The 12,623-nt window shown below is 72.3% G+C and carries 11 protein-coding genes and 2 pseudogenes; 9 read left to right on the top strand and 4 right to left on the bottom strand.

All coding sequences use genetic code 11. The annotated features are described in order from the left end of the window. Window positions 1–481 precede the first annotated feature (481 nt). Window positions 482–1,385, bottom strand: a pseudogene (locus QEG98_RS39400) (ribose-phosphate diphosphokinase). A 134-nt stretch (window positions 1,386–1,519) separates the two neighbouring features. On the opposite strand from QEG98_RS39400, the gene QEG98_RS39395 reads away from it, so the two are divergent. Genes QEG98_RS39395 through orn form a run of 5 tightly spaced genes read left to right on the top strand, consistent with a single transcriptional unit; the run spans window position 1,520 to window position 5,201 of the window. Then, window positions 1,520–2,203: a phosphoribosyltransferase gene (locus QEG98_RS39395; protein ID WP_316565000.1), complete on the top strand. Its 684-nt coding sequence runs from the start codon at window positions 1,520–1,522 to the stop codon at window positions 2,201–2,203. A gap of 26 nt (window positions 2,204–2,229) precedes the next feature. Beyond that, the gene (locus tag QEG98_RS39390) at window positions 2,230–2,922 is read left to right on the top strand and encodes a dienelactone hydrolase family protein (protein WP_316564999.1); all 693 of its coding nucleotides are present in this window, start codon (window positions 2,230–2,232) and stop codon (window positions 2,920–2,922) included. Further along, complete coding sequence (locus QEG98_RS39385) at window positions 2,919–3,410, top strand: archease (protein WP_090493772.1); 492 nt, start codon at window positions 2,919–2,921, stop codon at window positions 3,408–3,410. Before QEG98_RS39390 ends, QEG98_RS39385 begins: the two co-directional genes overlap by 4 nt. A gap of 3 nt (window positions 3,411–3,413) precedes the next feature. After that, on the top strand, window positions 3,414–4,610 hold the full coding sequence (locus QEG98_RS39380; RefSeq protein ID WP_316564998.1) for an alpha/beta fold hydrolase: 1,197 nt from the start codon (window positions 3,414–3,416) through the stop codon (window positions 4,608–4,610). A gap of 39 nt (window positions 4,611–4,649) precedes the next feature. Then, window positions 4,650–5,201, top strand: a complete 552-nt coding sequence (gene orn / locus QEG98_RS39375) for an oligoribonuclease (RefSeq protein WP_090493768.1) — start codon at window positions 4,650–4,652, stop codon at window positions 5,199–5,201. On the opposite strand, the gene QEG98_RS39370 is transcribed toward orn, so the two are convergent. The 3 genes from QEG98_RS39370 to QEG98_RS39360 form a co-directional block, all read right to left on the bottom strand. Then, complete coding sequence (locus tag QEG98_RS39370) at window positions 5,198–5,566, bottom strand: response regulator (protein WP_316564997.1); 369 nt, start codon at window positions 5,564–5,566, stop codon at window positions 5,198–5,200. The two genes, orn and QEG98_RS39370, sit on opposite strands and share 4 nt — an antisense overlap. Continuing rightward, a complete protein-coding gene (locus QEG98_RS39365) occupies window positions 5,563–7,107 on the bottom strand; it encodes an ATPase domain-containing protein (protein WP_316564996.1) in 1,545 nt (514 codons plus the stop codon). Before QEG98_RS39365 ends, QEG98_RS39370 begins: the two co-directional genes overlap by 4 nt. Before the next feature lie 101 nt (window positions 7,108–7,208). Then, on the bottom strand, window positions 7,209–8,768 hold the full coding sequence (locus QEG98_RS39360) for an AMP-binding protein (RefSeq protein WP_316564995.1): 1,560 nt from the start codon (window positions 8,766–8,768) through the stop codon (window positions 7,209–7,211). A 182-nt stretch (window positions 8,769–8,950) separates the two neighbouring features. Here QEG98_RS39360 and QEG98_RS39355 point away from each other — a divergent pair, with 182 nt between their 5' ends. From QEG98_RS39355 to QEG98_RS39335, 4 genes and pseudogenes are all read left to right on the top strand, one after another. Further along, entirely contained in the window at window positions 8,951–10,195 is a 1,245-nt protein-coding gene (locus tag QEG98_RS39355; RefSeq protein WP_316564994.1) for an HlyD family secretion protein, read from the top strand. Between the two features lie 343 nt (window positions 10,196–10,538). Then, window positions 10,539–10,844, top strand: a pseudogene (locus tag QEG98_RS39345) (ABC transporter permease); the annotation flags it as partial. Between the two features lie 124 nt (window positions 10,845–10,968). Then, entirely contained in the window at window positions 10,969–12,249 is a 1,281-nt protein-coding gene (locus QEG98_RS39340; protein WP_316564993.1) for an FtsX-like permease family protein, read from the top strand. After that, a complete protein-coding gene (locus QEG98_RS39335; RefSeq protein WP_316564991.1) occupies window positions 12,234–12,620 on the top strand; it encodes an FtsX-like permease family protein in 387 nt (128 codons plus the stop codon). The genes QEG98_RS39340 and QEG98_RS39335 overlap by 16 nt, the downstream gene beginning before the upstream one ends. Window positions 12,621–12,623 lie beyond the last annotated feature (3 nt).

The raw sequence follows: 12,623 nt of genomic DNA, 5'->3' as shown, positions 1-12,623 counted from the left end.
CACGCGCCGGCCCGGCGCAGCTCCGGGCCGGCGCGGTCTCACGCTCTCTTTCCCAAAACAAAGGGATGCGGTTGGCCTCACGAGGGAGCCCGTCAGCTCTGCTCCTCTATTGGCGCGGCCCATGACAACGGCTTCGGGCGGCAAGAGACTTCGCTCGTGCTTCTTGTGTCCCGGCTGACCGCCAGGACGGCGCCCCGTCGGCTTTTTCGGCGGGCGCGGGGTGCTAGGGGCATCCGAGGAGCCGGTGTCTCGTCCTTTGTGAAAGTCAGTGCAGTGGATGCCGACGTCGAGCCCTCGAAGAAACCTCCGCTTCAGGTACTGCTCCGTCTCCTCCACTCCCGGATTCATCGCGTCAGGCAAGAGACGCGCTACAACGGACCGACGCACGGTCGTATCCCAGAGGTGGCAGCCCGCCCCGTCTCGGTGTCCGTGACGCCTTTCACCCTCCGGGCCAGGTGTGCTCGGAAGTGTCCGCTGGCTGTCAGGGCCGCAGGGCCCGGGCCACCAGGGGCGCGAGCGTCACCACCTGGTGTTGGAACGGCAGCCCCAGGACAGGCTCCACGCTGTCAGTGCTCACCAGCCGGGTGAGCGGCAAGGTGCGCAGGCGCTCCACGGCGGGGCCCACCAGCAGGGCGTGGGTCGTCGCCACCGTGAAGTCCTCCACGCAGCCCGCGGCGCGCAGGGTGCCCGCAGCGGCGGCCAGGGTGCCACCGGTGGACACCATGTCATCCACCAGAATCGGGCGGCGTCCCCGCACCTCGCCCATCAGCCCGCTGGCGTGGACCTCGTCCCCGCTCAGCCGCACCTTGTGAATCACCGCCCACGGCCGGTCCAGCAGCCGCGCCAGGGCCTCCGCGCGCTTCACCGCGCCCAGGTCCGGCGCCACCACCACGGAGGTGTCGGTGACGTGCTCGCGCAGCGCGTCCGCCAGCAGCGGCAGCGCGGTGAGGTGCTCCAGCGGCGCGCCGAAGCAGCCTTCCAGCGCGGGGCTGTGCAGGTCCACCACCAGCACGCGCGCGAAGCGGCCCTGTGACAGCAGGTCTGCCACCAGCCGGCCGCCCAGGGGCTCCCCTGGCCGGCGCGCCGGTCCTGTCGTGCGTAGCCCAGGTAGGGCACCACGGCTTCCAGGCGGGCGGCCCCCATGCGCCAGCACGCGTCCGCCATCAGCAGCAGCTCCAGCAGGTGCTCGCCCGCGGGGGCGTCGTGGACTGCACCAGGATGACGGTGCGGCCTCGCACCTGCTCGGGCACCTCGACGTGCATTTCCCCGTCGGGGAAACGTTCGAAGTGGCAGTCAGCGGGCGCGACGCCCAGGGCTTGCCCGAGCGCGCGTCCCAGGTGGGGGCTCGCCGTGCCAACAAGGAGGACAGGGTCCATGGGCCGCACCCTAGCGCGCCTGCCGGTCGGACGGCGCGTCCTCGGCGGTCCCCCGCGAGCATCCCTCCGGGACGGCCCCCGCATGGCCCTCCGCCGCCAGCCGCGCGCCCCGTGACTTCCTTGAGGGGAGGAGGAAGGACGCAATGCGCTTTCGGGACCGAGCAGATGCGGGCCGCCGGCTGGCGGCGCGGCTGTTGCCCTACCGGGGTGGCGAGGTGCGTGTGCTGGGCCTGGCGCGAGGCGGGCTCCGCGTGGCGTACGAGGTGGCCCACGCGTTGGAGGCGCCACTGGACGTCTGGGTCTCCCGCCGGATTGACGTGCCGGGCCGGATGACGGTGCTGGGCGCGGTGTCGGAAGGGGGCGGCATCTACCTGGACCAGGACGCGCTGCGGGGCCTGGGCCTGCCGGAGGTGGAGGCCCGGAGCCTGGCGCGGGCGGAGGCTTCGGAAGTGGACAGTCAGGTCCAGCGGTTGCGGGGCACCTCGGAGCCCGCGATGGGTGGTTTCACGGTGCTGCTGGTGGATGACGGGCTGGTGTCGGGCGCCACGGCCATGGCCGCGCTCCAGGTGCTGCGGCGGCAACACCCGGCCCGGTTGGTGCTGGGCGTCCCCGTGGGGACCCCGCATGGGCTGGCCCGGGTGCGCCCGGAAGCGGACGCGGTGCATTGCGTGGAGGTGCTGCCCGCGATGCGCGACGTGTCGGAGGCCTATGACGATTACCGGCCGTTGCCGGACGTGGAGCTGCGGCAGTTGCTCGTGCGCGCCCGGGAGCCCGTGCAGCCGCGCGAGGTCCTCGAGTCCACGGACCTGGGCGGCTTCTGGATGTGACGAGAGACCAAGGAGGCACGGACGACATGTGGCAGGAAGGAAATACGGACCCGGACGTCCGGGAGGTGCAGGTTCAGGTGGGCGACGTGGTGCTGGGCGGCAGCCTTGGCATCCCGGACGGCGCGCGAGGTCTGGTCATCTTCGCCCATGGCAGCGGCAGCAGTCGCTTCAGTCCCCGCAACCGCGCGGTGGCGCGTGCGCTGCGCGCGCAGGGGCTGGCCACGCTGCTGTTCGACCTGTTGAGCGAAGCGGAGGAGGTGGAGGACGCGCGCACCGGGGAGCTGCGCTTCGACATCCCGTTCCTCGCCCGGCGGTTGGCGGCGGTGACGGAATGGGCGCAGCGGCAGCCGGCGCTGGCCGTGCTGCGCATGGGCTACTTCGGCTCCAGCACCGGCGCCGCGGCGGCGCTCGTCGCGGCGGCCCTGCATCCGGACCTCATCCACGCCGTGGTGTCGCGTGGCGGGCGGCCCGACCTGGCCGGACCGGTGTTGCCCCGCGTGCAGGCGCCCACGCTGCTGCTCGTCGGCGGGCAGGACGTGGGCGTGCTGGAGCTGAACGAGGCGTCACTCGCGCGGATGGAGGGCCTGAAGGGCATCCAAATCATCCCAGGAGCCACGCACCTCTTCGAGGAGCCCGGCGCGCTGGAGCAGGTGGCCCGCCAGGCGGCCGCGTGGTTCCTCCGCTTCCTCGGCGGAGTCGGCGCGGAGGCGCGTACGTGAATCTGGCGTCGGGACACACCAACGAAGGAGGCGTCATGGAGACGGGGCAGGCGTCGGCGGCGCGCGAGGCGATGCCTCGGTGGGAGCACCTCACCCGCGGCTCGGAGCGCGTGGTGCGGGGGCGGGGGCGCTCGCTGGAGGAGTCCTTCGAGCAGGCCGCGGTGGCGCTGTGCGCGCTGGTCGTGGACCCCGCGTCGGTGGAGGTGCGCGAGGAGGTGGAGCTGGTGTGCGAGGCGACGGCGCCGGAGCGGCTGCTGGCGGACTGGCTGCGCGCCATCGTCCACAAGATGGCGGCGCGCCGCCTGTGCTTCCGGTGCTTCGCGGTGCGCATGGACGGCACGCGCCTCTTCGGCCACGCCTTCGGTGAGCCGTTGGACCGGGAGCGCCACCCCTTTGCGCGAGACGTGCGGGGCGTGTCGCTGGTGGACACGCGGGTGTCCCAGGGCGCGGATGGCCTGTGGACGGCTGAGTGCGAAGTGGAGTTGTGACGCATGGGCGCACGGGACGTGGTGCTGCGAGGCGCGGAGGGCTCGGTGGTGACGGCGCGGCTGGACCTGCCACCCGGCAGGCCCGTGGCCAGCGCGGTGCGGGTGGGGTGCTTCGCGTGCCTGGGGCCATCACCGGCACCCTCCCGGCTGGCCCATTCGCTGGTGGCCCGCGGCTTCGCGGTGCTGTCGCTGGACTTCACCGCGCCGGCGGCTGCTGGGACGCGGCCGGACACGGTGCCCTCGGTGGAGGCGGTGGAGGCCGCGGCGGCGTGGCTTCGGGATCGCTACCCGCCGGTGCGCCTGCTGGTGGGGCACAGCCTGGGCGGCACGGCGGCGGTCGCTGCGCTGCCCAGGCTTTCGGAGGTGGCCGCGCTGGCGCTGGTGAATGCGCCGGTGGGCGGTGGACCGTTGCTCGAACGGCTGTCTTCCACCGCGCGGGAGGCGGGTGAGGGCGAGCTCGACTTCGGGCCGGGCCGTCTGCGCCTCACGCGCCGCTTCCTCCAGGACATCGACGAGGCGCACCTGCGGCGGGCGCTGAACGCCTTTCCGGGCGAGCTGCTGGTGCTGCAGGCGCCGGCGGACCGGTACGTGCCGCTCGAACACGCCCGGCGGTGGATGGCCATGGCCCGCCGCCCGGCCAGCCTGATGCTGCTGGAGGGCGCGGACCACTTCCTGTCCCACGACGCGGACGCGGGTCACGCTGCCGACGTGCTGGGGGTGTGGGCCGCGCGGCAGGTGACACCGGTGCGGGAGCGTGAGGCGCCCCTGCCCCCGGGCGTGGTGGAGGTCCACGAGGCGGGTGAGGGCCGCTTCGCCCAGGACATCCGCGTGGGGGCGCACCGGCTGCGCTCGGATGAGCCGCTGTCGGTGGGCGGCGAGGACACCGGCCCCACGCCCTACGGACTGCTGACGGCCGCGCTGGGGGCGTGTACCGCGATGACGCTGCGACTCTACGCGGCGCGCAAGGGCTGGCCGCTGGAGCATGTCCACGTGCGGCTGAGCCACGAGAAGGTGCACGTGAAGGCGTGCGAGGAGTGCGAGACGAAGGACGGGAAGATGGACCGGCTGCAACGAACGGTGAAGCTGGAGGGCCCGCTGACGGACGCGCAGCGCGCGGCGCTGGTGGCCATCGCGGACCGCTGCCCGGTGCACCGGACGCTGGCTTCGGATGTGGATGTCCACACGGACGTGGAGCAATGAGCACCCCGGGCACACGCGCGGGCTGGTAGGGTCCGCCGCATGATTTCGAGTGAGCAGCGCTTCGTGTGGCTGGACCTGGAGATGACCGGGCTGGACCCGGAGACGTGTTCCATCATCGAGGTGGGCGTCATCATCACCGGTCCGGATTTGCGGCCCCTCGCGGAGATTGAGCGCGTCATCTGGCAGCCGGAGGAGGTGCTCCTGCGCATGGAGCCCGTCGTCCGGGAGATGCACACCCGCAACGGGCTCCTGGAGAAGGTGCGTGCCTCCAACACCTCGCTGCGCGTGGCGGAGCGGGATGTCATGGCGCTCGTCACCGAGCACTGCGCCCTGGGCGAGGGCATCCTCGCCGGCAACTCCATCCACACCGACCGGCGCTTCCTCATCCGCTACATGCCGCTGCTGGAGCGCTACCTGCACTACCGCATGGTGGACGTGACGAGCCTCAAGGTGTTGACGCGCGCCTGGTATCCGAACCTGGTGGAGCCGCGCAAGGCGCCCAGCGGGCACACCGCCCTGGCGGACGTGCGCGCCAGCATCTCGGAGCTGCAGTACTACCGCGACACCCTCTTCCGCGGGACGCCGGCCTAGGCGCTGGGCTGGGGCTCGACGAGCAGCTCGGCGATGGTGTCGAGCAGCACGTCCAGCTCGAAGGGCTTGGCGAGGAAGCGCGCGCTGGAGCGGCGCTCCTCTTCGGAGATGCGGCCGGCGCTCATCACCACCACGGGGATGCCTCGCAGGCCGTCGTCCTCGCGCATGCGGCGCAGCATCTCCCGGCCGTCCATGACGGGCATCATCAAGTCCAGCAGCACCAGGTCCGGCTTCGCGTCCGCCATGCGGTGCAGACCTTCGGCGCCGTTGAAGGCGGTGTCGACGTCGTAGCCCTCCACGGACAGGATGTCCTGGAGCGCCTCGACGATGGCCAGCTCGTCGTCCACGATGAGAAGCCGCTTCATACGCCACGCCCCCCACGCCGGGACGGCTTGCCGCGCCGGACCGGTTTGCTCCCTGTCTTGCGTTTCGGCTTCCGCGGGGGCGCCGCGTGGGACGGGGGCTGCCCGCTGAAGAGGGCCTCCGCGCTCTCGCTGTCCGCCGCGACTTCGATGCCCCGAGGCGTCATGGAGAACAGGCGCTGGGCCGTGTCGTGGTCGCTCTCCCGCGCCTTCAGCACGGAGAGCACGCGGTAGTTCCGCGAGCGCAGCGCCACCATCCGCAGCACCAGGACGTTGTCGACGAGCGCCTCCACGTCCAGCCGCGCGTCCGCCTCCGGTGCGACGAGCGCGCGCGTCTGCTGGAGGACCAGCGGGGTGACGCCCAGGTTGAGCAGTTCGTGCATGAGGGCGGCGAGGAAGCGGGGCGTGCGCTCGGAGTCCGTGAGTTCCTGACAGAAGGACTCCAGTCCGTCCAGCACCAGCCGCTGGATGCCGTGTCGTTTCACCCACCCGAACAGCTCCTCGGCCAGCGCGTCCGGCTGCGTCTCCGCCGCCACGCGCGACTCCAGGTGGACCCGGCCCGCTTCCACGTGTGCGCCCAAGCCCAGCCCCAGCCGCTCCGCCTTGTTGACCAGCCGGGCCGGCGGCTCCACGAAGCCGAGGTACAGCCCGGGCTCTTGTCGGCGCGCGCCCTCCGCCAGGAAGTGCAGCCCCAGCTGCGTCTTGCCGCAGCCGGGCGGGCCCGCCACCAGCGTGGACGAATCCCGCACCAGGCCGCCGGAGAGCATCTCGTCCAGCGCGGGGATGCCGAAGGCGAGCCGCGCGTCCGTCGAGGGCATGCGCGTGGGCAGCCGCGTGTGGAGGGCTTCGATGCGGGGATGGATGGACAGGCCGTTGTCGGAAATCTCGAAGCCGTGACGGCCGGGGACCTGGGGGCCGCCGCGGAACTTCGTCACCTCGGCCAGGCGCACCGACTTCACGCCCACGCGCTCCTGGGCCAGGGCGACGACGCCGTCCACCATGGCGTAGCGTGGGTCGGACGGGTCGCCGCGCTGCCCGGTGAGCAGCAGCGTGGTGCAGCCCGCGAGCGCGTTGTGGACGCAGAGGCCGTGGAGGAACTCCCGGAAGCTCAGCGGGTCCTCGGAGCGCTCCTCCATGGCGACCAGGCCGTCCACCACCAGCACCGTGGCGCCATGCTCGCGCACCGCGCGGAAGATGAGCTTGCTGAGGCCCGCCAGCCCTTCCGCCTTGAGCGCGGCGGAGCCGCTTTCGTAGCTCAGCGCGCGGCCGACCTCCTCCGCGTGGAAGAAGCGCATGCTCCGCAAGTGCAGCATCATCCGCGTGTGGGATTCCCCCAGCACCGTGAGGTAGATGGCACGGCCACCCTGGGCCACGGTGGCGAAGCAGAACTGGTTGCCGAGGATGGTCTTCCCCGTCCCCGGCGCCCCCGTGATGATGTACGTGCCTCCGCGAAGAAAGCCGCCGCGCAGGAGCGCGTCCAGCCCTGGCACGCCGCTGGGAACCCGCGCGTCGGGTTCGTCCGGCCGCTCAGAGGTGTCCGTCACACGATGCTCCTTCCGTCCTGGGCGCGAACCCTAGGCCAGCAAGGTGCCCACGCCATGCAATTGCGCGGCGTCTGTTCGGAACCGTGCGGTGGATGCGCGGCTCATCGCGTGCCAGGTGGCACCAGTGCTGCCCGGAGGAGGTGCTTCTGCACCTTGCCCAACGCATTGCGCGGCAGCGCATCCGTGAAGACGACCTGGCGCGGCTTCTTGAAGCTGGCGAGCCGGTCCTTGCACCAGTCCACCAGGGCCTGGGACTCCGGCGGGGTCGCCCCGGCGTGAGGCACCACCACGGCCACCACCTGCTCGCCCAGGTCCGCGTCCGGCAGGCCCAGCACTGCGGCTTCCGCGACGCCCGGGTGCATGGCGAGCACCTCCTCCACCTCGCGCGGGTACACGTTGAAGCCGCCGCTGATGATGAGCTCGCGTGCCCGCCCGGTGATGCGCAGGTAGCCGTCCGCGTCCACATCCCCCAGGTCGCCCGTGCGGAACCACCCGTCCGCGTCGAAGGACTCGGCGGTGGCGTCCTGGCGGCGCCAGTACCCGGCGAAGACGTGAGGCCCCCGCACCTCGATTTCGCCCGTCTCGCCGCGCGGCAGCGGCTGGCGCGTGCGCACGTCCACCACGCGGGCCTCCTGGCCGGGGTAGGGGAAGCCCACCGTGCCGGGGCGACGCTCGCCCTCGTAGGGGTTGGTGGTGTTCATGAGGGTCTCCGTCATCCCGTAGCGCTCCAGGATGCGGGCGCCCAGCTCCGCTTCGATGTCCGCGAAGAGCTGGGGACTGAGCGGCGCCGAGCCGGACACCCACAGGCGCAGCGCGCGCGGCTTCACGCGTGACGCGCGGGCCTCCTCCAGCAGGCGGCTGTACATGGTGGGCACGCCGAAGAACATCGTGAGCGAGGCGTCATCGCGCAGCGCGGTCAGGGACTCGGCGGCGTTGAAGCGGCGGCGCAGGTCCACGCTGGCGCCGGTGAACAGCGTGCCGTGCAGACCCACCATCAGGCCGTGGGTGTGGAACAGCGGCAGGGTGAGCAGCAGCCGGTCCTGCTCCGTCCACCGCCACGCCTCGGTGACGGCCCGCACGTTGGCCCGCAGGTTGCGGTGCAGCAGCATGGCGCCCTTGGAGCGGCCGGTGGTGCCAGAGGTGTAGCCCAGCACCGCCAGGTCCTCCGGACGCGGCATCACCAGCGGCGCGGTGGCGGAGGTGCCCTCCGCGAGCAGCGTGTCGAAGGGGACCTCCGTGAGCGACTCGGGCAGCGCGGTGGTGGGGCGCTCCACGGTGATGAGCCACTGGAGCGAGGGCAGCTGGGCCCGCAGCGGCACCAGCTCCGCGGCGCCCGCCGCGCCGGTGACGCAGCCGCAGACCTCCGCGTCGGACAGGATGTGGGCCAGCTCCACCTGCCGGTAGGCGGTGTTGACCAGCACCACCACGCCGCCCGCGGCCTGCACGCCCAGGTAGGCGATGGCGAAGCGGGCGCTGTTCTCCAGGAAGAGCGCCACCCGCTCCCCCGGCTGGAGCCCGCGCTGCTTGAGGCTCCGGGCGAAGGCCGTGACGTGCGTGGCGAACTGTCCGTAGGTGAAGCGCTCCTGCTCGAACGTCAGCAGGGGCCGCTCAGGCGCGCGGTGTGCATGGTCCAGGAACACTTCGAGAAGGGAGGCCGGCATGGGCGCGCACCTTAGCGCTGGCGCCCCCAGGGGCCTCCACCTCCTTCCGGGCGCTGTCCGCTTCTGGGACGGCACTTTCCGCAAGTGGGCACGGTCTCTACGAGGCAGTCCCTCACCCCGAGCAATTCCAAGAGGTTGGCGTGGGAGGTGGCTTTGGCACGCGCCTCGCTCTGGGCAGGGGCGTGGACATTCCCAAAGCCAAGAAGCCGCGTCGCAAGCCCTGGGTGCTCGCCATCGGTGGAGCCTGCGTGCTCCTGTTGGTGACGGTGGGCCTGTCACGGCTGCGCCCGGCGGCGCCCACGGTGGAGCGGGCCTCGGTGTGGTTGGACACGGTGAAGCGCGGACCCATGGTGCGCCAGGTGAAGGGCGCGGGCACGCTGGTGCCGGAGTACATCCGCTGGCTCACCGCGGACACGGCGGGCCGGGTGGAGCGCATCCACGTGCGGCCTGGGGCCACGGTGACGGCGGACACGCTCCTGTTGGAGCTGTCGAACCCGGACGTGCAGCTCCAGGCCCTGGAGGCCGAGCGCCAGCTGGCCAGCGTGGAGGCCGACCTCATCCAGGTGCGCATGGAGCTGGAGACGCAGCGGCTGGCCCAGGAGGCCATGGTGGCGTCGCTCATCAACGAGTCCGCCGAGGCGGGACGCCGCGCCGACGCGAACGAGGCCCTTCACCAGAAGGCACACATCGGCGACCTGGAGATGCAGCAGGCGCGCGAGAAGGCCGCGGAGCTGAGCCGTCGCCTGGAGCTGGAGCGCAAGAAGCTCCAGGTGGTGGCGTCCAGCATGAAGGAGCAGCTCACCGCGCAGCAGGGACAGGTGGAACGCCTGAAGGCGGTGGCCCGCTTCCGCCGCGCGCAGGTGGAGTCGATGAAGGTGCTCGCGGGGGAGGATGGCGTGCTCCAGGACCTGCCGCTGGAGCTGGGGCAGTGGGTGACGCCGGGTGTGCTGCTGGCGAAGGTGGTGAAGCCGGAGCGGCTGAAGGCGGAGCTGCGCATCGCGGAGACGCAGGCGCGCGACATCCAGCCTGGGCTGAAGGCGTTGGTGGACACCCGCAACGGCGTGGTGGAAGGCCAGGTTGCGCGGGTGGCTCCCGCGGCGAGCCAGGGCACGGTGCGCGTGGAGGTGTCGCTGCCCGCGGAGCTGCCCCGCGGCGCGCGGCCGGATTTGACGGTGGAGGGCACGGTGGAGCTGGAGCGGCTGGGCGACGTGCTGTCCGTGGGGCGCCCGGCTGGCGCGCAGCCCAATGCCACCATGGCCCTCTTCCGCTTGATGCCGGGCAGTGATGAAGCCGTCCGCGTGCCGGTGCAACTGGGCCGGGGTTCGGTGAACGCGGTGGAGGTGCTGCAGGGCCTTCAAGAAGGTGACCAGGTGGTGTTGTCGGACATGGCCGCGTGGGACGCCGTGGAGCGGGTGCGGCTGCGATGATGGACGCACTTCGCCGTGACGTGCGGCACACGCTGCGCTCGCTGCGCCAGAGCCCCGGCTTCGCGCTGGTGGCGGTGCTGGCGCTGGCGCTGGGGATTGGCGCCAACAGCGCCGTCTTCAGCGTGGTGAACGGGGTGCTCCTCACGCCGCCGCCCTTCTCGGAGCCCGAGCGGGTGGTGCACCTCCAGGGGAACATCGCGCAGGCCGGGCTCGAGGACATCTCCCTGTCCGTGCCGGAGTACTTCGACCTGGCGACGCTGTCGCGCGCCTTCGAGTCGGTGGCGGCCTACCGGGGCGGCAACCTGACGCTCACGGGCAGGGACACCCCCAGCAGCTCGCCGCGGTGGTGGCCACGCCGTCCTTCTTCGCCACGCTGGGCGTGTCGCCGGTGCTCGGCCGCGCCTTCACGGAGGCGGAGGCCGTCCAGGGGCGTGAGCGGGTGGTGGTGCTCACCGACACGGCGTGGCGCGTGCACTTCGCCCGGGACGCGCAGGTGCTGGGCCAGACGATGCAGCTCGACGGCGAGCCGTACACGGTGGTGGGTGTGTTGCCCGCCGGGGTGGCCTACCCCGCCTGGGCGGAGATGTACGTGCCCTTCGTGCCCACGGAGGCACAGCGGCAGGAGGACCAGCGCGGCGCCCGGTTCCTGTCGGTGGTGGGGCGGTTGAAGCCCGGCGTGACGCAGGACGCGGCGCGCACGGACTGGCGCGCGTGGGGCTGGAGATGGAGGAGGCCGTCCCTCGCGGTACCGGAAGGTGGGTTGGTCCTTCTCGGTGACGTCGCTGGACGAAAAGGTCGTGGGCAACGTGCGCGGCACGCTGTGGCTGCTGCTGGGCGCGGTGGGCTTCGTGCTGCTGGCGGCGTGCAGCAGCGTGGCCAACCTGCTGTTGGCCCGGATGGCGGCGCGCGGACGCGAGGTGTCCATCCGCGCCGCGCTGGGGGCGAGCCGGGGCCGGCTGGTGGCGCAGTTCCTCACCGAGAGCCTGGTGCTGTCCCTGGCGGGCGGGGTGTTGGGGATGCTGCTGGCGCTGTGGGGCACGGACGCGTTGGTGGCGCTGGTGGGAGAGGCGCTGCCTCGCGCGAGCCAGGTGCGGCTGGATGCGCGGCCGCTGGTGTTCACCATGGGCGTGAGCCTCCTCACGGGCGTGCTCTTCGGGCTCGGTCCGGCGCTGCATGGCAGCCGGGAGGACTTGAGCGTCGCCATGCGCGAGGGCAGCCGGGGCACGGAGGGCCAGGGTTCGGGCCGGATGCGCGCGGGGCTGGTGGTGGGGCAGGTCGCGGTGGCGCTGGTGCTCCTGGTGGGCGCGGGGCTGTTCACCAAGAGCTTCCTGGCCCTGCGCGCGGTGGACGCGGGCTTCACGCCCGAGGGCGTACTCACGGGCAAGCTCGTGCTGCCCTCCGCGCGCTACCCGGACGCGGCACACAAGGTGGCCTTCCAGCGGGAGCTGTTGGGTCGGCTCCAGTCGCTCCCGGGTGTGGAGGCCGTGGGGGTCACCAACCTGCTGCCGCTGGGAGGGCGCTCGGACAGCAGCTTCGACATCGAGGGACGGCCGCAGGCGCCGGGTGAGGTCTGGCCCGCGGTGGAGTTCCGCGCCGTCAGCCCGGGTTACCTGCGTACGCTGCGCGTCACCCCGCGCCAGGGGCACCTCCTGGAGGGAGACGGGACGGAGGGGCCGGACGCGCCCTGGCAGGTGGTCATCAACAAGACCTTCGCGGACCTCTACTGGCCCCAGGGGGATGCGCTGGGCCAGCGGTTGAAGCTGCACTGGGACGCGGCGCAGTGGACCACCGTGGTGGGCATCGTGGACGACGTGCGCGAATGGGGCCTGGATACGCCCGCGCGGCCCGCCGCGTACTACCCGGCGGCGAAGGTGCCCACACCCTTCCTGTCGCTCGCGGTCCGGGCGAAGTCCGGCGGTAGCCCGGAGGCGCTGCGCACCGCCATCGAAGCGGAACTGCGGGCCGTGGATGGCAACCTGGCGTTGTACGCGGTGGCGCCGCTGACGCGGCTGGTGGATGAGTCCATCAGCTCCCGCCGGTGTCGGCGCTGCTGATGGGCCTGTTCGCGGGCACGGCGCTGCTGCTGGCGGCGCTCGGCATCTCCGGCGTCATCGGCTACTCGGTGGCGCAGCGCACGCGGGAGATGGGCATCCGCATGGCGTTGGGGGCCTCGCGGACCCGCGTGCTGACGCTGGTGCTGGGGCAGGGACTGAGGCTCACCGCGCTGGGCGTGGTGCTGGGCCTGGGGCTGTCGCTGGGATTGGCGCGGCTGTTGGATGCAATGCTGTATGGGGTGGCGGCGTACGACGGGTGGACCTTCGTGGGCGTGGCGTTGCTGCTGGGCACGGTGGCCGTGCTGGCCGCCTGGCTTCCGGCGCGCCGGGCCACGCGGGTGGACCCGGCCATCGCCCTGCGAGCGGAGTAGCCC

This window comes from Myxococcus sp. MxC21-1 (assembly GCF_032612255.1).
GTDB classification, from domain to species: Bacteria; Myxococcota; Myxococcia; order Myxococcales; family Myxococcaceae; genus Myxococcus; species Myxococcus virescens.
The sequence above is the reverse complement of the archived record's forward strand: the minus strand, read 5'-3'. Positions and strand labels throughout refer to the sequence as shown.

Bases quoted from the DNA above. Each gene is read 5' to 3' on its own strand.
- QEG98_RS39360 (WP_316564995.1), bottom strand. From the start codon at position 8,768: ATGCCGGCCTCCCTTCTCGAAGTGTTCCTGGACCATGCACACCGCGCG.
- QEG98_RS39370 (WP_316564997.1), bottom strand. From the start codon at position 5,566: ATGAAGCGGCTTCTCATCGTGGACGACGAGCTGGCCATCGTCGAGGCG.
- QEG98_RS39380 (WP_316564998.1), top strand. From the start codon at position 3,414: ATGGGCGCACGGGACGTGGTGCTGCGAGGCGCGGAGGGCTCGGTGGTG.
- QEG98_RS39395 (WP_316565000.1), top strand. From the start codon at position 1,520: ATGCGCTTTCGGGACCGAGCAGATGCGGGCCGCCGGCTGGCGGCGCGG.
- orn (WP_090493768.1), top strand. From the start codon at position 4,650: ATGATTTCGAGTGAGCAGCGCTTCGTGTGGCTGGACCTGGAGATGACC.
- QEG98_RS39390 (WP_316564999.1), top strand. From the start codon at position 2,230: ATGTGGCAGGAAGGAAATACGGACCCGGACGTCCGGGAGGTGCAGGTT.